This is a genomic window from Okeania sp. SIO2C9 (assembly GCF_010672455.1).
In the GTDB taxonomy this organism is placed as follows: Bacteria; Cyanobacteriota; Cyanobacteriia; order Cyanobacteriales; family Microcoleaceae; genus Okeania.
In genome coordinates this window covers 15,506-40,900 of the sequence record NZ_JAAHGO010000031.1, presented here as the reverse complement: position 1 = coordinate 40,900, position 25,395 = coordinate 15,506, and the positions used below count along the sequence as shown (strand labels likewise).

Genomic DNA, 25,395 nt, shown 5'->3' with positions numbered 1-25,395 from the left:
AGAGGATTGAATATAAGAAAATATTATTTCTTTTTTCCCCTTAAAAGGGGAGGGTTTAAACTAAATATTATTTTAATGCTTAAATTTCTACAGAATTTTCTGCTAACCAGTTACCTAGAGATTCTTGATTTTCTTCTCCACTTGCTAACTGTTCCATTATTGTAACGACTTCTGGTTCGGGAACTTCTAGGAAATAATTATTTAGACCTAAAAAAGTATACATAACCATAAAAGCTGTTCTTTTATTCCCATCAATAAATGGATGATTTTTCGCTAGACTATAACCATAAGCTGCTGCAAGTTCAAATAAATTTGGTTGACCATAAGTAAACAAATGTCGAGGTCTAGCTAAACTAGCAGAAAGTAAATTTTCATCTCTAATTCCTGGACTTCCTCCATGTTGAATAATTTGGTCTCCATGAATAGCTTGAGTAATAATTTCATCTATCCAAATAGGTTCTTTCATTATGCTAATTCTCGTAACGCATTTTTATATTTTTCACTTCCTTTTTTATAAATAGCCATAGCTTTTTCAAAATTAGCTTTGTTAGTTTGATTAGTCTCTATTTCTTGAGCTTCAGAATCTTCTGGTACAAGAATAATAACTCGTACATTTGTAGGAGTATCTATTTCTAGAGGATGTTCTAAAATTAGATTGCCATTTTTATCAATTTTGCCGTTAGTTTCTATTGCTTTCATTAATTTCAACCCTTTAAATGTTAACTATCCTTCTGTATAAGTTGACTAGATCAACTTTTTCATATAGAGCAAGTGAACTATAGCGAGAAGTGTCCTTTTGAGTTTCTGGAAGATATAAACTCAAACCACATAATTCCTCTGAGTTTGTATTGTCAGGACTACTTATACCATAAAGTTCTCCCCCTATTTTATGGAAAGTAATCACCCTTTGACGCAGAAAATTAGCAAACTTAGTAAACTCTAGATATCCTTTCTTGCTCAAACTGGAGAGATAACCAAGAAATACAAGAGCATCACAACACTGTTCGCCAAAATAGCGAAAAATTGAAAGTTCTGATTGCCTGATTGATAGCAAATTGTTGTTGAGAATCAACTGAAGTAACCGTGAGAGTTTGTCTGGAATCAGCTTAACCTCTTGATTATCCACCAGAGTCAGAGTATGATACATATCAGCTCTTTCAGAATCCATAATAGCTATAGCTGCTTCACGTCCGCCGACATATGGCTCTTGTAAACGATTGAGAAAACCACTATAATAGTAATTTGGTGCCCCTAGAAGCAGTTGAGAAGCAAGAGTATACTTAGCACAATTCCTTGCTTCATACATAACCTCTAGGGTAGCTTTGTTACAATTTTGCCAGAAAAGTAGCTCGACTCGTCCATTAACCCCTTGGTTAAAATTGCTAAGTACATTGGTTAACTGGTCTACTCTCATCCAGCTTCGTGTTTGATTAGTTGCTCTGTGGTCATCAGGACTAACTTCGTTAATCTTGCCACCATGACCTACAATAATAATAGCCCAATTTTCTGCCTCAAAATTTTTCTTTGCCCAATCAAGATAAGCTGAAAAAGCAGATACATCACTACTATCTTCTCCTAGTATATTAATTTCTTTGATAGTTCCTTTCATCAGTAGACGACGGCGCATTTTTTTGTCACCCCAATAGTCTGATTGAACAACTACAGCAACTTCTGAGTTTTGTGTACCACGGGTTAACATTTTAATTATTGGTTCACCAAAGCGTACAAGATCGTTATCGTATGGCATCCAATACAATACTACCCAGTTATGAAATGATTTAATTGGAGAAATTTTGGCAGTAGTAGAAAGAACTAATTTTTGCTCTAAAGCACCAGCAAAATAAGCTGAACTCAGAGCAATATAACGACAAAATGTTCTACGCTTTATCATTATCATAATCTTGATATAATCAATACTATTATAGTTTCAATTTCAAGGAAAATATGCAGTCGGTCTAGTAGGTTTGGTTAAGCGATCGCGGAGCGGAACGGATATTCTATTGCGCAACCCAAAAGATACCTATCTTTGTTAGGTGTTGTTGTTTATTCAAGCAATTTGTTGGGTTTTCGACCTCAAACCAACCTACATTGATAAATGTTAAAACTCAGTCAGAGATTAATTTTAACTTTTAACTTTTAACTTTATTTAGGGTTTGCTGATTAAATATCAAAGTATTGACTGATATTGGTTTGAGCCTTTTTCATAACTGAAAAAGTACCTAGTTTTTGGCTATTGTTGTCTCAAAATGGTAAAGTTTTGACCCTGACAATGCCCAAAATTTGACCGTAGCAGATAGTTTAAACTGTTCCCTGTTCCCTGTTCCCTTCCTTCACTAACAAACTTTTTCAGCAAACCCTATTTATTCTTACTTTTGAATTTTGAATTTTGAATTTTGAATTCATTTCCATTCTCCCTGCACCACAAATGGCGCCCAATAATAAGGTGCTTTCCAATTTTCTGAACTCAACATTTCTAACTGAGTTTCTCTCATTGCCTCCACAGGATTTTTACCTGTTTCTAATATTTTCCGATAATAATTTTGCATTAATTTAGAAGTCGAATTATCTGCCACACTCCATAAACTTACTACCACTCGTTTAGCTCCCGCATACATAAATCCTCTAGTTAAACTCACTAACCCTTCTCCTCTTATTTCTTCTCCAACTCCTGTTTCACAAGCACTTAATACTACTAATTCCGCTGGCATTTCTAAATTAAATATATCGTTTAATTGTAAAAATCCTGGTTTTTCTTTGCCAGTTTTATCATACAAAGAAAGCACTAATCCTGATAATTCAGGTTGGCTTTCATTTAATAGTCCGTGGGTGGCTAAATGTACTATTTGATATTGGGATAAATCTGGATTTATTGCTGTTTCTCGATTGGCATCGAAGTCTAAGGATAATTGTTCTAAATTGTCAGGAACTAATGCTAATATTGCTTCGGCTTCTTGACGAGTTCCTTCTAAGCGAGAGAATGATAAACCGAGAAAATCTTCTAGAGAACGAGTTAATGCCATTGCAATTAAATCCTTAGTTTCGGTTTCTTTTTTTGTTTGAGAAGCTGTTTGAAATCTGGGGTCGTTATCTGCAAATACTGGGTCGGCAAAAACGGCTACTTTTTTCGGGGCAGGGGTTCTGCCTTTGACTTGTTCTCTGAGAATATCAATACTTGAAGCTGAAGGTAAGGTGACAATTTCATGGTTGACAATTAGGGGTTGATAGTTAGTTTGATTGAGATTTTGTGGCAGTGGTAAAGCTGCAAAGGGTATGGTTTGTAAGATGCCATCTCCTACTATTAATAGTCTTTTATTTCCTAATTTATTTGCTACCGATGATAATAATATTTCACTTAATTTATTTCCGGTTTCTGGCACTGGGGAAAGGGATATAATTTCTTCTCTAAATTGTTTAGCTAATTCTTCTATTTCCTTTCTTGGAGGAAGTTCATAACTGCTAATTTCTGTGGGAGTTACTAACCATAAATAACTGCGTTCTTCTCCGAGGGAATATTGTAAAAGTATGCTTTCTTTGTCGATAACTTGTTGTTGAATTTCTGAAGCGGTGAGGGGGTCTGGATATTTAAGGTTGGCGTAACGAGGGCTATTTTGTTTGATTTTGACTTCTAATTGTTGGAGTTCGTTGCTGAGAGTTTCAATTTGTTGTTTGAGTTCGTCGGGGTTGTATCCAGGGGTGTTGAGTTGTCGCGCTTGGTCTAATGTGTTAAGTTTTTGTAGTAGTTGCTTTTCTTGGGCGAGAAGTTGGGGGTCTACTCCGGTTTTGATGTCTGCTCCTGATTCTGCTAGGATGTCTAGTAGACTTCTGGCACGACTGCGTTCGCTAGCGTTTAATGCTCTGCTTTCATAATCTTCGTTGGGGTTTTGTTTGTGGAGTTGCATTAATAGATCGATGTATTGCTGATAATAATCTTGGACTGTAGCAAAGTATGATGTCCGGAGGTCTTGACTGATAATATTAGTCCGCAGTTTTTCCACAATATTGATAGCTGATTCAATATCTGTTAATGCTTCATTAAGCTTACCTTGAATGCGTTTGACCGATGCCAAGTTAGAAAGTGTTCTCGCTTGCCACCCGCGAGCGCCAATATCTTGTGCAATACCTAAAGACTGCTGATAGAAGTCTGTCGCTTTCTCATACTCTCCTAAGCTACTGTAAGTACTGCCGAGGTTTCCCAGAGATGCGACTTCCCCCCAATGATCGCCAAGTTCTCGTTTAATGATTAAAGACTGCTGATAGAAGTCTATTACCTTCCTATAATCTCCTAAACTTTGATAAGCAAGACCCAAATTGTGAAGAGTCCTCGCTTGTCCCTGACGATCGCCAATTTCTTGATGAATTGCTAGAGACTCCTGATGAAAATCTATTGCCTTCTGATATTGCTCTAAACTATTATACATCAGACCCAAATTACCGAGAGATTGAGCTTCCCCATCGCGATCGCCAATTTCTTGATGAATTGCTAGAGACTCCTGATGAAAATCTATTGACTTCTCATATTCTCCCAGAATGTGATAAACAAGAGCTAGATTGTTCAGAGATCCAGCTTCCCCATCGCGATCGCCAATTTCTTTTGCTATTGCCAGAGACTGTTGATGAAAATCTATTGACTTCTGATATTCTCCCAATATATAGTAAGCATTCCCTAGACTGTTGAGAGATTTAGCTATCCTCTGGGGGTCTTCAATTTTTTTGGCAATAGCTAAAGACTGCTGATGTACTTCTATTGCTTTCTCATATTCTCCTAAAAAGTCATAAGCATTACCCAAATTAGTCAGAGATTGAGCTTCTCTGTGCCGATCGCCTATTTGATGGAAAACTGCTACAGATTGCTGATAAGCTTCTATTGCCTTCTGTGACTCCCTTAAACTCATATAAGTTTCACCCAAATTATTCAGAGATTGAGCTTTTCTGTGCCGATCGCCTATTTGATGGAAAACTGCTACAGATTGCTGATGAGCTTTTATTGCTTTCTCATATTCTCCTAAAAAGTCATAAGCATTACCCAAATTAGTCAAACTACCAGCGATACTCTTCCTATCACCTATCTCTGCTGCAATAACTATAGACTGCTGATAAAGTTCTACAGCTTTCTTATACTCCTTTAAATTCTTGTAAGCGACACCCAACTTGTTAAGAGAACTAGCTTCCTGAGAGCGATCATTAGTTTCTCGTGCTATAGCTAAAAGCTGCTGATGAGCTTCGATCGCCTGTTGATATTGCTTTAAGTTATAATAACCATCACCCAAAAGGTTGAGAGAATTAACTTCCATTCGACGGTTGCCAATTTCTAGGGAAATAACTAAAGACTGCTGCAAAAATTCCACCGCCTTCTCATTCTGTCCAACAGCATTGTAAGCGAATCCCAATAAACTTAGAGATTCACCTTCACCCTGGCGATCGCCAATTTCTTGATAAATTTTGAGTGCTTGCTGCCAATATTGAACCGCAGTTTTCAACTGTCTACTTTTCAAATTCTCAATTCCTTGTTTTAGGAGTTGGTCTGCTTGAGCTTTTTGCTTGGTTGAAGTCTGTGCTAAAACTTCAGTAGCGCTAGCAGATTTTGCGGTTGAGGTGATACAAGTAACAGCAACCCCACTCAATAAGTAAAGGAGGGTCAATAACGTACTCCCTGAAGTTTTCAAATTTAATTTTTTCAGACTCATCAAATTCATAATACTCGGCAACATTAATACAGGAAAACTGACATTAAATAACATCAGACTATTAACACTGAGAATAGATAACCATTTCTTAGGAAAAACCATAAATTTAACCATTTCCTAACAACTATAAATTTTCATCTATTATATTTCTAGTTTCAAGGAAGATATGCAATTTCAGTTATCAGTCATCAGTTATCAGTTATCAGTTATCAGCTCCCATAAATGTCCTACCAGAAACTGAGTTTGCCTAAACTCAATATTGAACTCTGGATTAAGTCGCTTATTTTATGGCACGACAGCGATCAAACCAAAGTGACGAAAATAGCGATCAAAACTAAATGCTTGAGTTACCCCTAGCTTTTCCATAACTACCTTACTGCTACAGTCAGTACTCCAATCTTTATCAGAAAATTGACGGAAAACTTGCCATGTTAACTGTATGTCTACCTCTGTAAAATAATAAATAGTAGCTAAATTGCCGGAAAAAAAGGCATCTCCCAAAGCGATCGCCCGGGAATTTTCTCTTCGAGCTTTTAGCAAAGTCAGAGTTTCATCCACCACATAATCCGTTGTTAGTAGAGGTTGAGTATTTCCACTTATCCAAGTAGTAGCAGCTAGATAGCACGAATCTGATGGAACAACACTAGAAAACCAAGCACTTGTATCTACAAAAATCATTGTCTATCTTGCTCTGGATAAAGAATTCGATCGTGGTCTCTACCTGAAAATTCATCCTGCTCTCCCTCTAGGGGTAGTGAAGCGATCGCTGCCAAAATATCGGCAGGTTTTTTCTGTTGAAAATTTGTTTCGCTCTTAACAAAAGTAATTTCGACTCGCGTTCCCTCTGGTAAATTTAGAGGTTTGGTTAACCGCAATACTCCTTGTTCGTAAACTGCTTCTAGTATCATTTTTATTTGTTATTTTTACTATAAATTCTATTATCCCACATAAATCATCAATTATTTCTCCCTGTTCCCTATTCCCTATTCCCTGTTCGCGAAATTTTCAGCATTCATTTCCCATAAATGTCCTAAAATTATATGATTCTGAGGAATGCCTTGGTCAATTAAATCTTGAGTAATGCCGTGTTCTATACCATCATATTCAACATAAACTTTTCCCTCTCCTAAAGTAATATAAATAATATTTCCTCGAACTCGCTTACCTCTATTCCATCCCACTTGCATCAGAGCATAGCGATCGCGTCAGCGGAACGGAGTTCTATCGCTCTGTTCATCAAAAACAGTATCCAATCTAATATTTCCATGAGAAGGACTTTAACAATTAATAATTAATAATTAATAATTAATAATTACCTCTCCTTGAAAGCGGATAGGATTGATTCAAAGGAAAATTTTTTCTTGTTTCTCCTTTAAAGGAGAGTCTTTAAACCTTAATCATTCGGTGATTTAGCATATTTCCCAATTACTTGTTTGACGATTTATCTATAGGTCTTTGGGGGTAAGCATTCAGCTCTTAGCAGTCAGCACTTCCCTGCGGGATGCGCTCGCATTCAGCAAATAATTAATAATTCCTTATAAGCTTAAAAGTTGCGTAATTTGACAGTAAGTTTTAACTCTATCCAAATTTATCAATTACTTTTATCTTCTCCTATCATCAATAGCTGATAGCTAATAGCTGACCGCTGAATGCTTACCTTTGGGGTATCCATTGTAAAACCTCCACTTTTTCTAAATCTACAACCAACAATTTCTTATGTAAATTATTAATTACTAATTCACCAATAGATTCACTAAATATATTATTAAAAGTAAAGCTACTAATAGCTAGATAAATTTCCCTAACTGGGTCAACTTCTTTGAGTAACAATTGATAAAGAATATACTGCCCAATAGCTTGTTCTAAATCTACTACTGGAGAATTACCTCTAAACTCCTTTATTTCAATAGCAAGCTGGAAATTTCCTTGTTTAGCAGCAATCAAATTTCCATTATTAAACTCGTGACCCGTAGCAGCTAAGTCTATAAACAAAAATCTTTCACCATAAGAAATTACCGAATAATTAATAATTAATAATTAATAATTAATAATTAAATAATTCGCGCCTTGAAGCCGACCCTTTTAAGGGGAAAAAAGCGGTCGTTTGCGGAGCAGTCCGTTAGGATGGGATGGCGAGGTCCCCTCGCCATATCCAATCGACCAAGACAGCGGTCTATCTTCGGAGGGGGTCTGCAAGAACGGGTCTCCTAGCCATATCCAATCGACCAAGAGAAGAAATAATATTTTCTTATATTCAATTCCGTAACGGTTTTAACCAGAGGTAATTATCAATTATCCATTATCCATTATCAATTAATGAAATAGGGGTCATCTTTGACATACTCTCCGGCCTAAAGGCGCGGAGATTCTCCTGAAACCAGGATTCTTGGTTCAACGAGTCCACTTAAATTAAACACCTTGCGGCATCTAACCCAGAGATGGTTCTCTCCCCAAGCGTTTGCTCTATTCCAAGAGCCTGTTCCCGTATGCCCTACGGTACAGTTCAAACCTTAAAAATTTTGGTTCTCTGGTACTTGGTGCTTAAAGCAATTCCTAAGCACAAGCATTCCTGTGCAAAACCCCATAACTCTTCTCTTGGTCAGCATTCCCTTGCGCCTAACGGCGACGCGGGGTCTGACCGCAGTTTTCAAGGTGCAAACGCTACAGTTAAGTAGCTATAGGTTTTTAGAGCGGTTGAATACCTTTCCGCTATTTCCACTATAACACAAAGTCCCCCTGGAAGGGGGAGGCTTTCAACCCAATTTTCCGGTAATTTCCCAACGAGCTTTAATAATGGCTTGCTTAACCAGATTATGAATAGAATCTCTAGCAGGCATTTCAAATTAGGTTTCCTGATTTTTCAAATTTGCCAATATCTCCCTATTTCGTTCCGTTGCTGCTGCTAATTCTGCTGCGGTTAACTCCTCTAATTCTTGTTGTTCTTCCCTAGATAATAATTTTGGTAGTGCGTCAAGGAAGTGTGGGAAGTGTGGGAAGTGTGGGGAGTGTGGGGAGTGTGGGAAGTGTGGGAAGTGTGGGAAGTGTGGGAAGTGTGGGGAGACGCTCGAAAGTAGGAGGAATAATTGTACCTGTATCTTTCTGGGAAGTGTCTGCCCAAAGTCCTAACTTTTTGGTCTTAAAGGCTGAATTCTTTGCACTTTTTTCCCGACAAAAATCCTAAAAAATTTATATATCAGTGCTTTTAGATTAGATTTGCCAGTCCTACTAGGGCGTTTCCCACACTTTACTAATGCACAACCATAATTTTTGATTATCCTGTCCTGAATAATAGCGTGATAAAAAAACTTTCTCCCTTTGAACCAATATTTCCTTCTGCCTTCTGCCTTCTGCCTTCTGCTTTCTGCCAAAGTGTAAGTATTTAAGCGAAGATCATACAAAATCTATTGTTTCTACGCAAGTTTGAGGAATTGTAATTTGCTTACTCATTTGGGTATTTTTTTTTAATATGATTATGTTAACTAAATGATTGCAAAAACTTATAGCATTTCTCACCTCTGGTCAGGTAGAGTTGTCTTTTTCTGCCTTGTTGATTGTTGTCTGTCCCCTAAAATTCAAAATTTTTGTATCTCACCAAATTTGAAAACTACTAAGAACTCCTATCTACTTACTTTGTCATATAGCAAGGAACAAGTTGCTGAGGACTTATGTAGATGATGAACCTCAGACAGAAAAATTTTTCTCCCCCTGTTGTCTGGTATCACATTATTCTAATTTATCAATCACATAATTTTTTCAAATAACAAGCACTACCTTGCAATGATAAAATCAAGTAAGGTAGTATCTATTAAATATAATATTGTAACAATATGCGTTAAACAGATGCGTAAGCTTGTTCTATTTGAGAACCAACTTGCGGAATAGACATAGCATTTATATTCTGAGTTTTACCAGAACACTGCCAGAAAGCTTGAGCTACTCCTAAGTATCCTCTGGAAACTTTAGAAACATTTATAGCTGTGCTGATAACTGTTGGTAAACAAGGACTGGGTATCAAGGTTGTGAAAAAGGTATTCACCATAGAACACAAGACTATAGTCCAAAAGAATCCTAATGCGGGCAATAAAACTAATTCAGGCGTGATGAAGCGACAGACGCGCTTCCATACAGCTTGTTGAGGTATTACAATAACTACGGCAAGCGTCGCAAAAAGGGAAATATTCAGTTTTTCTAACATTATTCTATATCGTCAGAGTCAGGTTTATCGGGCGCAACAAATCAAACCTATACCAACCAAGGATACTGAATTGACAATCTGTCTAAATTTTCATAGAAAGTTGACTCTTCATTCTCCTCTCAATGCCTACGAAGTTAGCTGACGGGCTAGGGCTGAGAGATTCCCTTCTCTGTATCTTTGTTTTTCTACATCCAAAGACTTCTAATCAGAGATAAGCCCCCTGTATTTGGTTCCTCCGCTCCAGCGACACTCTTACTGTGTCTTTCTTGCCGGATTAGGCTGACTGTCTTTTGCTTTTGATATTATATTAACTTTTTTCTATAAGCTTTGTCAACACTTTTTTACAGAAATTTTTGTAAATTGTATCAAAATTTTCAGCATGAAATTTGAGAGGATGGTTGGTAAAGTATTGAACTGTGGTTATACTGTTGCTCCTACAAAGTTAAGGTACACCTAATATATTCCTCACACTTAGTACAGTTTTCCGCAAAATTTTAAATTTAGTGATTTGCAACATAAGTCACTAAGCCCATTGTTAGTTGTCACATACTAATCGTGATTAAAATCACTAAATATAGTAAGTGTCATCACTTACTATATTAATGTTGCATCACTATGTAACAATGGAAAATTAGTAATACTAGAACTGTAGAATTTCAAGGTAATTCTTATGTCTGTAGATCCTCCTGTCCATCTTCTTCCATGTGCATTAGGAGACCTTTTTGCTCAAGCTAACGAAAACGGCTACATTACCCTAGCCGACCGCTATGGATTAATGGCTGCTATATTTGATGAATCTTTACAAGAATATGAAAAACGCTCAATAGACCGACTAATTCGTTCAATTTGTAGAGGACGAATTAAAGTAGTTGATGAAATCTCTGCTGTAGTATAAAATTATACTAAAAAAATAGTAAATTCAACCGTATCAAAACCTTTGCATAAAAACTCCGATCAACAACCTCTATATTTTTGCCATTAGAGCAATCTCTATTTTTTGTCATTAGAGCAATCTCCTTTTTTACCACTAGGTAGAGTAGCTCCACAAAAATCTGTTTGCTCTAATTTTGCTTGATTAAGATTTGCATTAGATAAATTAGCTCTGTTTAACTTAGCTTCCTCCATATATGCCTGGTACAAATCAGCCCAAGATAAATTAGTATCTGTCAAATCTGCCTTTTGCATAGTTGTACCATGCATAATTGCACCTGATAAATTAGCCCCTGCTAAATTTGCTTCAATCAAATTAGCACCGCTGAGAATAGCACCTCTTAAATTAGCTCCTTTCAAGTTTGCTTTTTGTAAGTTAGCTCCTAATAAATTGGCTTCACTTAAATCCGCTTCGCTTAAGTCCGCTTCGCCCAAATCACAACCTTGACAGTCATAAGTACTTAATAAACGCTGAATAGTTTTGATGCGTTCCATTGAATTAGATTTAGATTGAGCAAATACTGGAATAGTTAACCAGGATACTGTTAATAATGTCGCTGTTAATGGGTATAAAAATTTCATATTTTACTTTTAATAAATTACTGAATTTAATGTTATCTTAGATATTTAATTTTGTTGACATCATATCATAAAAATTACATCATCATTTGGCGTTGGTAAAGCGCGTGTATGATATTAATCTTACAGCGCTTTTCGCTCTTGATGAACCACATCTTCACAAGCAAAACTCTGTAGGGACGTTCCATGGAACGTCCCTACTGTGGTCTACTAATCATGAAAACCGCTGTAATTCTTGAGGAGTCAACCCACCCGCGCGCCCCTCCCAGGAGAGTTTTGACCTAGTTGACAATTTACGTTACAACGCAGTATAATTAGATAGTTTTGTCTGGCTATTTAAAAATTATAGTCCTCAACTCAAAAAAGAGCATTGACGTAAATCAAATAATAAGTATATAATACTTTACACTCGCACACACTTTAGGCAGACTCTTCTCACTCATCTCATACATGAAATCCATTAGAACCAAGCTCAAATTAAATAATCAGCAAAAAACGCTTTTAGCCCAACACGCAGGTTATTCAAGATGGGTTTATAATTGGGGTCTAAGTTTATGGAATGCAGCCTACAGAGATGGTTATAAACCCAATGCCCGCAAGCTTAGAGAAGTTTTTACCAATCATACAAAACCACTAATACCTTGGATGAAAAACTTGTCCTCTAGGGTTGATCAATACGCTTTCCGAAACTTAGGTGAAGCATTTAAGAGGTTCTTTCAAGGGTTGGGTAAACGCCCACGATTTAAGAAAAAAGGCAGATCGGATTCTTTCACTATTGATAATTGTGGAAAACCGATAGAACTTAATGGTTGGTCTCACAAGTTACCTTTTATCGGTTGGGTAAAAACTTATGAACCCATTGAGGCAACAACTAAAAAAATAACTATTAGTAGACTTGCGGGTGATTGGTATCTAAGTTTGAGCTATGAATTTCATCCCATAACCCACCCCCATCCCCTCCACCGGAGGGGAGCAAGAGGGGTGGGTGATGTAGTTGGTGTAGATTTAGGTGTAAAAACCTTAGCGACATTAAGTGATGGAAAAGTTATGACAAGTGTGAGATCATATCATAGATTTGAAGCTAAGTTATCAAGAGAGCAATACCTAAATCGTCATAAAGAGGTAGGTTCTGCTAACTGGAAAAAAGCACAACGGAAGATAGCCAGATTGCATAGAAAAGTAGCAAATATCCGTCAAGATGCACTTCATAAATTGACAACATACGCAAGCCTTGAACCACGGCACTGTGTCAATTGAAGATTTGAATGTGAGGGGAATGTTAGCCAATGGTAAGCTGGCGAAATCAATAGCCGATCAAGGATTTTATGAGTTTAGGCGACAACTAGAATATAAGTGCCAATGGTACGGTTCGGAGCTAGTAGTAGTTGATAGATTTTTCCCATCATCAAAAACTTGCAGTAGGTGTGGTCATGTTCAAGATATGCCCTTGCATCTGAGAACTTATAACTGCCCAGAATGTGGTTTGTCAATCTTATTGAGATTTAAACGCCAGTATTAATTTGAGAGATGCGGTCGGCTTGACCGTCAATGCCTGTGGATGAGTAACCGCCAACGGCCTTAGGGACGTTGCATGCAACGTCCGTACAGCAGGAAGTAAACGTCAATTTGTCACGTTATGTGACGCTTTGTATCAGTTTTATAGAGCAGTAACTTAGGAGGACTGAGTCAGGAGGGAAGAAAGAAGAAGAAACCCCGAGTAGAAGGAGAAAGTTTTTTAGTCGCGTAAAGGTCACGGAGTTCTATGGCGCTCTGATCCGGACATGATATCATACCTCTTTTCACCAACGCCCATCATTTTTGCTGATTTTCATAGCAACCCTATCTCAAGACATTTTAGTTTCCATGCTCTTGTCTCTGACTGAGAATCAGAGTGACTTATCTAGTTATCCACAAGGCTATGAATAACTATGTAGTATCTATTTTGTTTTTAAGGTACAGATGACTTGGTTTGCTTTGATCTATATTTTTATCCTACATAAATAATATAATATCATGTCCGGTTGAACAGTTATAAATAAATAGCGACGGAGGAGTCAGGAGTCAGTCCTCAGGAGTCAGGAGTCAGGAGGGAAGAAAGAAGAAGGAAGAAAGAAGAAGGAAGAAGGAAGAAGGAAGAAGGAAGAAGGAAGAAGGAAGAAGGAAGAAGAAGAACTGGAGTTGAAGGAAAAAGTTTTTTTATCACTAATTATCCGGACATGATATAAGACAAAAATTTCAAGGGTTGGAAGGAAAAAAAATTTTTTAACTGATTTGAGTTTGAGGCAATTACTCTTGACTAGGCCAAAACATAATTATGTAGTACACTCGATTAGTAATATGCAAATTCCCCAATGGGGCAAAAATATTCTTATGAGGAGTTGGAAGCGATCGCGCAATAGAGTTTTATGCTGATTTTATTCCTTCTTCCTTCTTCCTTCCTATAGTATGATGATGAGAAATTGTATTTTTCATCTCAAAAGGAAACAGTCAAGATGACAGAAACACCACCCCCAGAAAAGTCTGAAAAGTTGGGCATAGTTAATCAAGCACTTATTTTTATTGAAAAAGTTGGCAATAAACTGCCAGACCCCATTACATTATTTTTCTATCTTTCTATAGCAGTAATTTTGATTAGCGCGATCGCTAATTTAACAAATCTCTCTGTTGTACATCCTGCAACTAAAGAAACTATTAAAGCAGTCTCTCTGTTTACTCCTGAAAGTATCCGCAGAATAATTACTGAAGCGGTGAGTAATTTTGTTAATTTCCCTCCCCTAGGTACTGTACTTGTGGCGATGTTAGGGGTAGGAGTCGCAGAGTCTACAGGGTTAATTTCTGCTCTACTGCGTCAGGTAGTGTTAGTTGCTCCGGCAAAGTTTATTACTCCAGCGATTATTTTTTGTGGGGTAATGTCTAATCTTGCTTCTGATGCTGGATATGTGGTTTTAACTCCTCTTGCTGCTTTAGTATTTTTAGCATATAAACGTCATCCCATAGCAGGTTTAGCTGCTGCTTTTGCCGGAGTTTCTGGAGGTTATAGTGCTAATTTATTAATTGGTTCTCTCGATCCTTTATTAGCAGGAATTACTGAAAATTCTGCTAAATTAATTAATTCTGAATATACAGTTAATCCAGCAGTAAATTATTATTTTATGGTGGTTTCTACATTCATTATTACTTTAGTTGGTTGGTATATTACTGATAAAATTGTTGAGCCTCGACTAGGTAAATATGATGGGGAAATTGATCGAGAAGAAATTCAAGAATTGACTGCTGCTGAACGAAAAGGTTTACGTTGGGCTGGATATTCTTTATTGGCTTTTGTAGCACTTTTATTAATATTAGTTTTGCCTCCTGAAGGAATTTTGCGCCACCCGGAAACTTTAACTATTATTCCTTCTCCTTTTTTCCAGGGAATTGTACCAATAATAATGGTAGGATTTATTTTGCCTGGTATTGTCTATGGAAAAGCAGCAGGTACAATTCAGAGCGATAAAGATATTGCTCAAGGTATGACTCAGGCTATGAGTTTAATGGGTTATTATATTGCTTTATCATTTTTTGCTGCTCAATTTGTCGCTTATTTTGGTTGGAGTAATTTAGGTATTATCTTAGCTGTTAATGGTGCAAATTTTCTCAAAGCTACTGGTTTTACTGGGTTGCCTTTGCTCATAAGTTTTATCATTGTTAGTGGTTTTATTAATTTATTTATTGGTTCTGCATCAGCTAAATGGAATATTATGGCTCCGGTATTTGTGCCAATGCTAATGTTAGTTGGTTATACACCAGAGTTGACACAAATGGTTTATCGAATTGGAGATTCTACAACTAATATTATTACGCCTCTGATGCCTTATTTTCCAATTATTGTTGCCTTTGCTCAGAGATACGATAAAAAGACAGGAATGGGAACTTTAATTGCCACAATGCTCCCTTATTCTTTAGCTTTCCTAATATCTTGGTCAGCTTTATTTATCCTCTGGTTTATTTTCGGAATTCCCATTGGACCAGGAGCAGCAATTAGACTTTGAGTCAGAAGCTGATGCTGGCAGTGTGAGAAATTTATTAGATATCCCTAGAAAATCAACTTGCTCTTTATTTAAGATAAGCTAGAGTTGTAACAGTCACTTACAAAATCATTTTTCGTAGTCTTTGGCCGTGAAAATCTATTCCCTGTTCCCTGTTCCCTAATCTTGCAAAAAGTATAATAAACGCTGTATATAAATATAGTTATATGTAGTCAAGTAAGGTCAAATATCTGAAGTCTTTCTGCACCGTCAAGGGACGGGATGGTTGTCAAAAATTAATCACTCCGAAAGCCACTTTCAAAGTAAAATCAAACCAACTACTGACAAATGGCCAGACGAATGACGCTGAATTAATAGCCATAATTGTTCAAGAATTGACCATGAAATTAACGGATTAATGAGAAGTAGAAAAACATATTATTCAACCCACACATTGGTTTTATACTGAAATAGACAGACTATGTTTCTTATCAAAAAATCTCTATAACTATACCAATTATTGAATTCGCCAATCATCCACATTTGAGGACATCTATCGCCACTATAATAACATTCAAAAAACTATATCTCTTTTTAATGCCTATGTCTATTAGAGGTCTTCAATAATAAAAAATAAAATCAATTCTCCCACATAAATCATACCAAATCCGGTTTAGTAAGGAGATATTCAAAAAAATCAAAATCTTTGTCTGATAAGGGTTTGGATATTTAGGTAACTACTCTATAATAACCGGATTTGGTATTATCAATTCTTTCCCCTTACTCCCTCTTTTCTGGAGATGTCTATTAGTTATCAGTTACCCAAAATCAGATTACCAACTCCGGAGTCTAGTTTCGGCGCTTGTGTGAAAATCATCCTCTCTCCCCGCCATAAATATTTGTGTTATTGTCCTATCAATTCTTCGACGGACAAACGAACTTCAATATTCCCCAACTCAAATAACCTTTGCTTCCTGCTTCAATCCAGTGCTTCAGACCTACTTTCATAGGTTCAATGTACTCCTGACCACTTGCTGCAACTGCTCCCTCATAATCTTCCTCAATACTCTTGAGAATACGTTGGTAATGATTAACTAACTGCTCGGAAAGATCTACCACTTCCAATTCCTGCAAACCAGCTAAACTTGCAGCTTTTCGATAAAAAGCGATCGAACCAAGGGAAGTCAAATGAATTCGGTCTAAAACTGGCTGAAGCACTCCCTCCGGACAATCATCACTTTGCATTGGATCGGTAAATATAAACTTCCCACCAGATTTCAGTACCCGCTGGACTTCTTGGAATACCAGAATCCGATTCCCGCTATGCAGAATGGCATCTTGAGACCAAACAAAATCTACACTATTGTCATCTATTGGAATATCTTCAAAGCTACCATCAATAACTTCTATCAGCGATGTCAGATTCTTTTCCTCGTTCAACTGACGGTTTCTCTGATTCTGGATTTCACTCAGATTTAAACACTTTACCCTACAACCAAAAGTTTGAGCCAGATAACGAGCTGCTCCCCCATATCCAGCACCAATATCTAAAACTACAGTATCTTTGCTCAAATTGAGGTGAGATGCCATAGTCTCTACCGTGCGACGACTAGCATCAAATACTGGCTCATTCTCACTCTCGTAAATTCCAATATGAATATCTTCACCACCCCACATCTTAGCATAGAAACTGTCTGCACTATCACTATTGTAGTACTCGCGAGCTGTGTTAACTGTTGGGGAATATTTCATTGTACTATTTTCCAAGGTAGGATTTTTGTAACTTTTTTCAGCGACATGAATAAAAAAATCTTGTTCATCTTGATGGTATGTTTCCTGAAAATCACCATAAGTTTTAATCCGTTGGAAAGCTACCTCAAACATCAACTTCCTGGTGTAATTTTTCCGCAGGGGAAACATATTCAGATGATAGATTGAACTATCGGGGAATTCATACTTGAACCTAGCCAAACCTTCGTCAATATGTTCTGGTTCAGCTTTGATATTTTCCCCGCAGTAATAATAGATATGCTTTGAGGAAAATCCAACATCAAGTATGGTATCATAGTTGCGCTGATCTAAAATCAGAATTCCATCATGGTTCAAGGCAGCATAAAATTCAGCAAGGGCCTTGCGACGGTCTTGTTCTGAGAACAAGTGGGTAAAAGAGTTGCCCAAACAGATAACTGCATCAAATTTACCATGAATGTCGCGATTTAGCCAGCGCCAGTCTGCTTGTACAGTTCGTAAAATAAGCCCGTGAGAACGAGCATTTTCAAATGCTTTGGCCAGCATCTCTGGACTTCCATCTGCACTAACCACATCAAATCCTGCTTGCAGAAGGCGAATAGAATGAAATCCGGTTCCAGTTGCAACATCTAGAACCTTCTGTACACCGTGCTGTTTGAGGATGTCAATAAAAAAACTGCCTTCACTTTTTGCCCGAGTTTCCCAACTGATTAACTCATCCCATTTAGAAACAAAACTTTGAATGTACTCAGCTTGATAATGGGATGTATCTCTAACACCTAGAGGATCGTTACCATATTCCTGCCGATTGGGGTTGATTTTTTGTTTATTGATACTCATTAATTTCTAGATTATGTCTTTATTCATGGTCAGGCTTCTTTGGCTATACCATCCTATATTAAGGTGAAACTCTTGTCAAATTGAGTTTTTTTATTATCTAGATTCTATAGTCCATATTTATTTTAAATCAAATCGCTGTTTGCTAATTTAACAATTACCCAAACAGCAGAATTGAACAAATGGGGATAATTATCGTCAAATATTGGCAGTTAACAAATAGCGATCGCCTGAAACTCCTCTGATTTTTGAGTGTCTTGAACATCAGAAATATCTTCTACACATAAATACTGATTATTCATTTCAACTGTGCCAAATAAAGTTGCAAAAGAAACATCCGCAGCATCTCTACCTGTACTAATTTTAATAATATTTGTTAGTGGTACTAATTTAGTTGGGTCAAACAAATACCAGCGATCGCCTAAATAAGCTTCAAAACAAGCATGAAAATCTGGAGGATTAAGATTATAAGCATAAGCAGAAACAAAACGAGCCGGAATATTTAATGTCCGACAAAAAGCAATTCCTAAGTGAGCAAAATCACGACAAACACCCGCCCTTTCCGTAGCAGTATCAAAAGCTGAAGTTTGAGAATCTGTACTACCAAATAAATATTTAACCTTATCATAAATCCAATCACAAATTATCATTACTCGAGAATAACCAGGGTTTAAATTGCCAAATTCTGATTGTGCTAAACCAAATAATAAATCTGACTGACAATAACGACTAGGATAAAGATAAGCAAGTGTTTCTACAGGCAACTCAGCAAGTGGAACTTCATAAATATTATGATAATTGTCATAATAATGTGATAATTCTACAGTCGCTTGATAAGAAATTTCTAATTTACCAATAGGAGCATTAACTCGAATAAATCGATTTTTTTCGTTGCTACTAATATATTCATCTCTTGCCAAAAATGGATTCAACTGTAGTTGTTCCTGCACAATATTTTGACAGTTATTATTAACTACTTGAACATTAAATAGGAAAGTGGTAAATTGAAAAATAGTGTAATTAAGTTGACAACCAAGTTTGAATTTTTTCATAATATTTTTTGTACGACTTATGATAGATATAAATAGCGGTTTAATTTGCTAACCTCTAGTTCTAAATTAGTAATATTTTTGGCGTTGCTGATTTGAGGTATGATATCTTGTCCGGATAAGAGGGCTAGCAAAAGACTTTCTCCTTCTACTCCTGTTTATTTTTATTCTTCTTTCTTCCCTCCTGACTCAGTCCTCCCCCTCCTGGGACTATGCTTTATAAACATCTTTCTTAACATAAAACCTAGACATTATAGAGAAGTTATGTATTTGCTATTCAATGCAGATTTCGGGAGAGTAAACCTATTTAATTAGAGGCTTTTCTCCCATATTCACCTCCTGGGAGGGGCGAGGGGTGGGTCCCATCTCCCCATCCCCCCATCTCCCTATCAGAAAAGGGTTTTAGGAGTTCCTTATCAGGGATAGCTCCTGGGAGAGGGGTGGGTTGACTCCTAATATCAAATCCGGTAGCATCGGTGTAATTAGATGGTGAGTAGGGGAGTAGGGGAGTAGGGGAGTTAGGGAGATAGGGAGATCGAGAAATGTTTGTTCATTAATGGATAATGGATAATGGATAATTGATAATTACCTCTGGTTAAAACCGTTCTTGATTGAATATAAGGAAACATTATTTCTTTTTTTTCCCCTTAAAAGAGGAGGCTTTAAACCAGAATTATTTAATTATTAATTATTAATTATTAATTATTAATTATTAATTATTCGGTAATGGTTGAAGATGGAACATTTTTTACGTGCCGAATTAAACGGATTTGATATAAGTAATTAGAATTAATATCATACACGCTCTTCAGCAACGCCATATTTTTTTGTATACTATATCAAGGAAACTCAAGTTGTGAACTTTAAAATAATCTTTCGACTACTCAAAAAAACCGTTCAAGAATGGCAAAAAGATAAAGCACCAATTTTAGCCGCAGCTTTAACTTATCATACATTATTTTCTATCGCACCATTATTTATTATTGCAGTGGCGATCGCCGGTTTTGTCTTTGGCAAATCTGCTGCTGAAGGGGAGTTAGTTACACAACTAGAAAATTTTATGGGTAAGCAAATTGCAGAAACCATTGAACAACTGGTAATCAATATTTCTCGTCCGGAGTCAGGAATTATTGCCACTCTCATCGGTGTCGCTACCTTGTTTTGGGGAGCATCAAATTTATTTGCCCAATTAAAGCTTGCCTTAGATATGATTTGGAATGTTTCACCCCCACCAGACCGTGGTATTGTCGGATTTATTCAAGACCGTTTGTTGTCAGTAGGGATGGTCTTAGGTGCGGGTTTAGTATTAATTTTATTATTGGTAGCTAGTGCTGTATTAACGGCAATTAATCAATGGCTTAATAAAATACTCAATACTCCGGATGGTATTTGGAGTCTGATTGATGTTTCTATTTCCTTTGGTATAGTAATGTTATTATTTGCTGGAATTTATAAATTTTTGCCAGATGTAAAAATAGCCTGGAGTGATGTTTGGATCGGTTCAGGAATGACTGCTGTATTATTCACAGTTGGTAAAAGTTTAATCGGATTATATTTAGGTAATAGTGGAGTAGGTTCAGCTTATGGTGTTGCGGGTTCTTTGGTAGTACTATTATTATGGATTAATTACTCGTGGCAAATTCTATTTTTTGGGGCAGAATTTACTCAAATTTGGGCTAATAAATATGGTTCGAGAATAGTTGCTAAAAGTAAGAAAAAATTGAAGAGATAAATTCAGTTAAATCCTTCAAAATATAAGAGCTTCAATACTTAGTAAATAAATAGGGTTTGCTGATTAAATATCAAAGCATTGACTGATATTGGTTTCAGCTTTTTTTTGCCTTTAAAAAGTGCAAGCTTTTTAGACCGAAAAGCTCATGCATGCTAGTATTTTGGGATGATTATGGCAGACAAATCAAGAAACCATTATGAACGACTACTTCCTCTATAACTCCCCTAAACTCCTTACTCTTAACTACTCCCTACTCCCTACTCCCTACTCCCTACCTCAACAAAAAGACTTTTTCAGCAAGCCCTAAATAGTAATATAGATCATAAAACAGGAAGGAGAAAGTTTTTTATCAGCAATTAAGCAGATATAATATAACTCTCTCCTTCCGATTAAATAAAATTACACACAAACCTAAATATCTTAAATCAAAGCTAATAAAAAAATAATAATTAGAGCATAATTAGTCAAATATTAATTTCAGTCTTAAAGTAGATTTTTATTCCATTTCTACCTAATGTCTTGCCTGAGTAGAAAATCTGCTGATAGTAAAACGAAGAATGAAAGACCGAAGGAGCGAAAAATATTGCATTGTCTGAATTTTAAACTTTTGATATGTCTGCACCCTTTCCTTTGATATGTCCGCTACCTTCCCTTCGACTGCCATAATTTAGTCTTGACGATGGCGACGCAGAGCAGCAAAACCACTTCCGATAGCAGCAATTAAACCCAGGACTGAAGACGGTTCAGGCACATCCATAGCTATCACTTCTTCACCAGGTATCACTCCTTGAGCAGCCATCACTTCTTCAGGAGAGGTAGGAATGCCACCAGGATTATCGATAGTCCGTGCGCCATAACGTTCCTCAAGCTCTTGTTCTTTCTGATTTTCTACTTCAGCAGCAGCTAGAGATTCGCTCATCTGCTCCCGTCTTTCCTGTGCAATTGCTTCGTCACGAACTTGGGCTATTTGTGTTTCAATTTCCAAGAGCAGTTCATCTCTCAGGTTAATTTGCTCCTGTTGCTGTGCTAAACTGTTATTCCTATTGTTCAATGCCTGGTTGCGACTGTTGATATCTTCTTCCTTAGCAGCAAGTTCGTTGTCGCGAGCAATTTCATTATTCTCTTGTTCTTGAATTCTGTCTTTGCGAGCATTGTTAAATAGTCTTGATTCAGCACTGAGGCGAGCATATTCGCTAGCAACGGTTTTCGGTGCCCCCTCTACAACCATCGGTGCCCTCTCTTCAGCCAAAACTTTGGTCTCGTAGCCGTCAAATTCACCGGTTTCTTCATCGTAAACTGGAACCTGCACAGTTACCTCATCAGGACCATAGACCTCTTGATTGCCATTATCATCAAATATTGGGCTATCGCTATTTTTAGCATCTGCTCTCAAGACATTCTTGAAATATTGGTCAGCTCCATCAAAAAGAGTATCTAGAGACTCCTGGGAGTTGTCAATTTCATTGATGAGTGCTTGGGTGCGAGCAATATCGGTTTCGTAAAAGGCACGGAGTTCCTCTTTCTGGGTATCGTTGAGGCTGTTGTCAGTGTCAATAGCTGCTCGTTCCTGTTCTGCATTAGCTTTAACTGCTTCAAGTTGATCGCGCAGGTCGTTGGTTGTGTAGAAATTCTCTAGATTATTCTCCAGTTGTGGCTTGAGAGCTTCAGCATCATTAAGTTCTGTTAACAAGTCATCTATATTATTTTGCTTCTGGTTAATTTGTGTCTGGTATTGCTGAATTTCTGCTTGCCGGTCCTGTTCAACTTCAGATTCAAAGTCGGCTAAAACCTGGCTAAACAGAGTCAACTCCTGCTCTTGCTTGGCTGGGCTGCCGTCACCACGCAGTTCTATCCAATCACCACCGTAGGCTTCTTGCACAGCAAGCTGTTGAGGTAATTCCAGATTGTCCCAGTTATTTTCTTGCTTGTATACTTCCCAAGCTTCTTTTTTGGGGGCAAGTTCTGCAACAGCTTCGTAAGCTTGCTCAATGTTTCCATTTGGATTTCTCCTAGCTATAGCGATCGCTTCTGCTTCGCTAGGAACCTCATTCAATCTAGTTGTTAGTGCATCACGTTCATCTATAGCATCAGCGATCTGTCCAGGAATTTCGTCGATTATTTCGTTGACTTCATCAATTTGTTTGAGGATTTTGTTACGGTCGTTGCGCTCTCTTTTAACTACATTGTTGGCTTCTCCGCCAGGACTGTATCTAGCAGCTCGCCATAGTTCACTGTTGCGGTCATTGCGCTCTTGTTTCAGTTTCTCGGCTTCTTCACTTGCAGTTTGACTGCGGGTATCATAGATGTCTGCCTGTGTTTGGTGAGCATTAGCTTGTGCTTGGTAAGTGTTGGCTTGACCTTGGTAAGTGTTGGCTTGCTCTTGTTGCTCGGCGATATTAGTGTCGTAAGCTGCCAATTCTCCATCCCAACCTTGGGAACCCCAGTCGAAGTCATATCCTTCAGCAATGCCTTTCAGAGTGCCGATATCTTTTGGTAGTGGTGCGGGTTCTGGAGGAACTATGGCATCAAGGTTAAATTTAAAGCCTAAAATTTCGCTGCCACGGACTGTATTTCTATCGAGTCCTACTGCAGTGAGGTCGTCGAGAGTCAACATTTCAAAGCCATCGTCCTCCACTTTTTTGCCTCCAGAAATTACGTTGTAGCCAGTGCCATCGCCGTTAAAGTAAGAGTTATTAACACCGAGGTCGCCGTAGAAGTTACTGCTGCTAGAATCAACCATGGCAGCATAGTTATTATAGGTACGATGCCCAAAGTTATTCATACCCACACCTTTTGCTGCTACGTTCTGATATACACCTAATCCTGCATGAGCTCCAGAATCTGAACTACCAGAGAAGTGAATACCGTAGAGATTTCCGGATTCCATGGAGTCTTGGAAGTTGTCACCACCTGGGGTAAAGAATAAGTCACCGTGGAAAATTGGATCGACTTTGCGGTCGTAACCTGCACCCGTTCCGGGTAAGTTACTGCCAATAGCAACGAAGACTTCATTACCGCTTTGGAAAACTCCCATTCCAGTAATATCGTAGGTGCTGCCGTCGGTCATGTCTCCAATGGCATCTTGACTGTATTGCCATCCATTCTGAGAGTCCAAGAATAAAGCAGTTCCATCATTATTACATTCTAGAAATAGGCTAAACATTCCACTTGTCAAACCTATACCCTGTGCGCTTTGTCCTGCTCCATTTAATAGTAAGGCAGCGATCGCGAAACTGGTAGTAGTTGTATAAACTTTTTTCATAATTTAAGACTTCCGAATAATTTCTTTTGTTTACTGTTCTCAGTATATTCAAAAAAATGTAAATTATTTATCACCCAATCGGGTGAATTATTTATCACCCAATCAGGTTATTTGATTTTAAATTAAGTATTTACAACAGTTTTAGCTTTTATTTTGTTTGTGTTATTTTAAGTATAAACACTATTATTTAAGTGCTTTTTTATACAAAAAAAATCCCATCATATTTGAAACAATTTCAAAGAATACATTAGGTTAAAGATGGGAAAAGGGTGTAAAAAATACTGGCCTTTTCTCAAATAAAATCTCTGGTTTATTGGAATTGTAATGATTTTAATGATGGTGAGCGATCGCTTCCACAGTTGTAACAGAATCATTATCAGTTTCTAAAGATTCAGGATCAACAGCAATATTATCCTCATCTGTAACAGAATCATTATCAGTTTCTAAAGATTCAGGATCAACAGCAATATCATCCTCATCTGTAACAGAATCATCATCAGTTTCTAAAGACTCAGGATCAACAGCAATATTATCCTCATCTGTAACAGAATCATCATCAGTTTCCAAAGTTTGCAACTCAACCTCGTCACTGCCAAAGGGGAAGAAATGAAAAGCAGTCAACTCATCAGCTTTCACACCCTCCACAAAAGCAAGTTGTTCCCCACTATCCAAAACCCTAATCACAGCATGATCACTCGACTCCGTTCCCTCAGGAATTTTTAACTCCTCAAAAGTCAAATCTATTAACTCAAAGAAATCATCATCCACCTGGAAATTATAAATTGAATCATACCCTGCACCTTGCTGCAATACAAATGTATCGCTACCACTGCCACCATACAACTCATCATCACCTTCCCCACCATCAAGAATATTATCACCCTCATTGCCATGTAAGGTAAGGAGTCGTTACCCTCACCACCTTCTAACAAGTCATTGCCTGCACCAGCACTTAACTCATCATCACCTTCCCCACCAAGAATGTAATCATCTCCATCTTCTCCTTCAATGACATCATCACCCTCTTCACCATCAAGTAAGTCGTTACCTGCGTTACCATTAATACTGTCGCTACCAGCACCTCCGTAAGCTTGGTCATCACCTTCACCTGCTGTAATTTCATCATCACCTTCCCCACCTTCCAGATAGTCGTGACCATCTCCTGCATCTAAAGTATCATTACCTGCTTTACCATAAAGTTGGTCTTCGCCTTTTCCTGCTGTAAGTTCATCATCTCCTTCACCACCCTCTAGGTTGTCATCACCATCTCCACTATCAAGAGTATCATTACCATCTTCTCCAGAAAGGTTGTCTTGGCCTCCCATGCCGTAGAGTTGGTCGTTACCTGCTTCTCCTTTGAACACTGGTATC

Annotated in this window: 17 protein-coding genes, 3 pseudogenes and 1 riboswitch; of the genes and pseudogenes, 4 read left to right on the top strand and 16 right to left on the bottom strand. The window is 37.5% G+C overall.

Translation table 11 applies throughout. From position 1 onward, the window contains the following. Positions 1–79 precede the first annotated feature (79 nt). The 10 genes and pseudogenes from F6K23_RS22395 to F6K23_RS22355 form a co-directional block, all read right to left on the bottom strand. A complete protein-coding gene (locus F6K23_RS22395; RefSeq protein WP_293159955.1) occupies positions 80–466 on the bottom strand; it encodes a type II toxin-antitoxin system death-on-curing family toxin in 387 nt (128 codons plus the stop codon). Next, the gene (locus F6K23_RS22390) at positions 466–699 is read right to left on the bottom strand and encodes a hypothetical protein (RefSeq protein ID WP_293159953.1); all 234 of its coding nucleotides are present in this window, start codon (positions 697–699) and stop codon (positions 466–468) included. Before F6K23_RS22390 ends, F6K23_RS22395 begins: the two co-directional genes overlap by 1 nt. A gap of 13 nt (positions 700–712) precedes the next feature. Next, the gene (locus tag F6K23_RS22385) at positions 713–1,891 is read right to left on the bottom strand and encodes a clostripain-related cysteine peptidase (protein WP_293159951.1); all 1,179 of its coding nucleotides are present in this window, start codon (positions 1,889–1,891) and stop codon (positions 713–715) included. A 508-nt stretch (positions 1,892–2,399) separates the two neighbouring features. Then, positions 2,400–5,786, bottom strand: coding sequence for a CHAT domain-containing protein (locus F6K23_RS22380; protein ID WP_293159949.1), 3,387 nt, complete (start codon positions 5,784–5,786; stop codon positions 2,400–2,402). 183 nt (positions 5,787–5,969) lie between these two features. Further along, positions 5,970–6,362: a type II toxin-antitoxin system VapC family toxin gene (locus tag F6K23_RS22375; protein WP_293159947.1), complete on the bottom strand. Its 393-nt coding sequence runs from the start codon at positions 6,360–6,362 to the stop codon at positions 5,970–5,972. Then, positions 6,359–6,592, bottom strand: a complete 234-nt coding sequence (locus tag F6K23_RS22370) for an antitoxin family protein (protein WP_293159945.1) — start codon at positions 6,590–6,592, stop codon at positions 6,359–6,361. Before F6K23_RS22370 ends, F6K23_RS22375 begins: the two co-directional genes overlap by 4 nt. Positions 6,593–6,667: 75 nt before the next feature. Beyond that, a pseudogene (locus F6K23_RS22365) lies at positions 6,668–6,877 on the bottom strand (element excision factor XisI family protein); the annotation flags it as partial. 460 nt (positions 6,878–7,337) lie between these two features. Beyond that, positions 7,338–7,697, bottom strand: a complete 360-nt coding sequence (locus F6K23_RS22360; protein ID WP_293160028.1) for an element excision factor XisH family protein — start codon at positions 7,695–7,697, stop codon at positions 7,338–7,340. A 740-nt stretch (positions 7,698–8,437) separates the two neighbouring features. Beyond that, positions 8,438–8,521: an element excision factor XisH family protein gene (locus F6K23_RS41995; protein WP_367267779.1), complete on the bottom strand. Its 84-nt coding sequence runs from the start codon at positions 8,519–8,521 to the stop codon at positions 8,438–8,440. A 995-nt stretch (positions 8,522–9,516) separates the two neighbouring features. Then, positions 9,517–9,879 carry a hypothetical protein gene (locus tag F6K23_RS22355; protein WP_293159943.1) on the bottom strand — a complete coding sequence of 121 codons (363 nt, stop codon included), beginning with the start codon at positions 9,877–9,879 and terminating at the stop codon, positions 9,517–9,519. Between the two features lie 108 nt (positions 9,880–9,987). Next, a riboswitch (cyclic di-AMP (ydaO/yuaA leader) is annotated at positions 9,988–10,170 on the bottom strand. Between the two features lie 379 nt (positions 10,171–10,549). On the opposite strand from F6K23_RS22355, the gene F6K23_RS22350 reads away from it, so the two are divergent. Continuing rightward, positions 10,550–10,774 (top strand): hypothetical protein, encoded by a 225-nt coding sequence (locus F6K23_RS22350; protein WP_293159941.1) that lies wholly within the window; start codon positions 10,550–10,552, stop codon positions 10,772–10,774. 95 nt (positions 10,775–10,869) lie between these two features. On the opposite strand, the gene F6K23_RS22345 is transcribed toward F6K23_RS22350, so the two are convergent. After that, positions 10,870–11,391 carry a pentapeptide repeat-containing protein gene (locus F6K23_RS22345; RefSeq protein ID WP_293159939.1) on the bottom strand — a complete coding sequence of 174 codons (522 nt, stop codon included), beginning with the start codon at positions 11,389–11,391 and terminating at the stop codon, positions 10,870–10,872. Positions 11,392–11,838: 447 nt separating this feature from the next. Between F6K23_RS22345 and F6K23_RS22340 the strand changes: the two are divergent. Next, a pseudogene (locus F6K23_RS22340) lies at positions 11,839–12,950 on the top strand (RNA-guided endonuclease InsQ/TnpB family protein). 930 nt (positions 12,951–13,880) lie between these two features. Continuing rightward, entirely contained in the window at positions 13,881–15,419 is a 1,539-nt protein-coding gene (locus tag F6K23_RS22330) for an AbgT family transporter (RefSeq protein ID WP_293159935.1), read from the top strand. Positions 15,420–16,310: 891 nt separating this feature from the next. Here the strand turns inward: F6K23_RS22330 and F6K23_RS22325 are convergent. Both F6K23_RS22325 and F6K23_RS22320 read right to left on the bottom strand, forming a co-directional pair. After that, positions 16,311–17,984 carry a methyltransferase domain-containing protein gene (locus F6K23_RS22325; RefSeq protein ID WP_293159933.1) on the bottom strand — a complete coding sequence of 558 codons (1,674 nt, stop codon included), beginning with the start codon at positions 17,982–17,984 and terminating at the stop codon, positions 16,311–16,313. A 209-nt stretch (positions 17,985–18,193) separates the two neighbouring features. After that, positions 18,194–19,033, bottom strand: coding sequence for a transglutaminase family protein (locus F6K23_RS22320; protein ID WP_293159931.1), 840 nt, complete (start codon positions 19,031–19,033; stop codon positions 18,194–18,196). An 853-nt stretch (positions 19,034–19,886) separates the two neighbouring features. Here F6K23_RS22320 and F6K23_RS22315 point away from each other — a divergent pair. Continuing rightward, positions 19,887–20,762 carry a YihY/virulence factor BrkB family protein gene (locus F6K23_RS22315; RefSeq protein ID WP_293159929.1) on the top strand — a complete coding sequence of 292 codons (876 nt, stop codon included), beginning with the start codon at positions 19,887–19,889 and terminating at the stop codon, positions 20,760–20,762. A gap of 667 nt (positions 20,763–21,429) precedes the next feature. Here F6K23_RS22315 and F6K23_RS22310 read toward each other — a convergent pair. The 3 genes and pseudogenes from F6K23_RS22310 to F6K23_RS22300 form a co-directional block, all read right to left on the bottom strand. Next, positions 21,430–24,024 carry an XDD3 family exosortase-dependent surface protein gene (locus tag F6K23_RS22310; protein ID WP_293159927.1) on the bottom strand — a complete coding sequence of 865 codons (2,595 nt, stop codon included), beginning with the start codon at positions 24,022–24,024 and terminating at the stop codon, positions 21,430–21,432. Positions 24,025–24,354: 330 nt separating this feature from the next. Next, a complete protein-coding gene (locus F6K23_RS22305; RefSeq protein ID WP_293159925.1) occupies positions 24,355–24,792 on the bottom strand; it encodes a hypothetical protein in 438 nt (145 codons plus the stop codon). A 143-nt stretch (positions 24,793–24,935) separates the two neighbouring features. Further along, a pseudogene (locus F6K23_RS22300) lies at positions 24,936–25,388 on the bottom strand (calcium-binding protein); the annotation flags it as partial. Positions 25,389–25,395: the final 7 nt, after the last annotated feature.

What these genes read in the sequence shown, in the direction of transcription:
- F6K23_RS22395 (WP_293159955.1), bottom strand. Translation starts at nt 466, where the DNA reads ATGAAAGAACCTATTTGGATAGATGAAATTATTACTCAAGCTATTCAT.
- F6K23_RS22390 (WP_293159953.1), bottom strand. Translation starts at nt 699, where the DNA reads ATGAAAGCAATAGAAACTAACGGCAAAATTGATAAAAATGGCAATCTA.
- F6K23_RS22385 (WP_293159951.1), bottom strand. Translation starts at nt 1,891, where the DNA reads ATGATAAAGCGTAGAACATTTTGTCGTTATATTGCTCTGAGTTCAGCT.
- F6K23_RS22380 (WP_293159949.1), bottom strand. Translation starts at nt 5,786, where the DNA reads ATGGTTTTTCCTAAGAAATGGTTATCTATTCTCAGTGTTAATAGTCTG.
- F6K23_RS22375 (WP_293159947.1), bottom strand. Translation starts at nt 6,362, where the DNA reads ATGATTTTTGTAGATACAAGTGCTTGGTTTTCTAGTGTTGTTCCATCA.
- F6K23_RS22370 (WP_293159945.1), bottom strand. Translation starts at nt 6,592, where the DNA reads ATGATACTAGAAGCAGTTTACGAACAAGGAGTATTGCGGTTAACCAAA.
- F6K23_RS41995 (WP_367267779.1), bottom strand. Translation starts at nt 8,521, where the DNA reads ATGCCTGCTAGAGATTCTATTCATAATCTGGTTAAGCAAGCCATTATT.
- F6K23_RS22355 (WP_293159943.1), bottom strand. Translation starts at nt 9,879, where the DNA reads ATGTTAGAAAAACTGAATATTTCCCTTTTTGCGACGCTTGCCGTAGTT.
- F6K23_RS22350 (WP_293159941.1), top strand. Translation starts at nt 10,550, where the DNA reads ATGTCTGTAGATCCTCCTGTCCATCTTCTTCCATGTGCATTAGGAGAC.
- F6K23_RS22345 (WP_293159939.1), bottom strand. Translation starts at nt 11,391, where the DNA reads ATGAAATTTTTATACCCATTAACAGCGACATTATTAACAGTATCCTGG.
- F6K23_RS22330 (WP_293159935.1), top strand. Translation starts at nt 13,881, where the DNA reads ATGACAGAAACACCACCCCCAGAAAAGTCTGAAAAGTTGGGCATAGTT.
- F6K23_RS22325 (WP_293159933.1), bottom strand. Translation starts at nt 17,984, where the DNA reads ATGAGTATCAATAAACAAAAAATCAACCCCAATCGGCAGGAATATGGT.
- F6K23_RS22320 (WP_293159931.1), bottom strand. Translation starts at nt 19,033, where the DNA reads ATGAAAAAATTCAAACTTGGTTGTCAACTTAATTACACTATTTTTCAA.
- F6K23_RS22310 (WP_293159927.1), bottom strand. Translation starts at nt 24,024, where the DNA reads ATGAAAAAAGTTTATACAACTACTACCAGTTTCGCGATCGCTGCCTTA.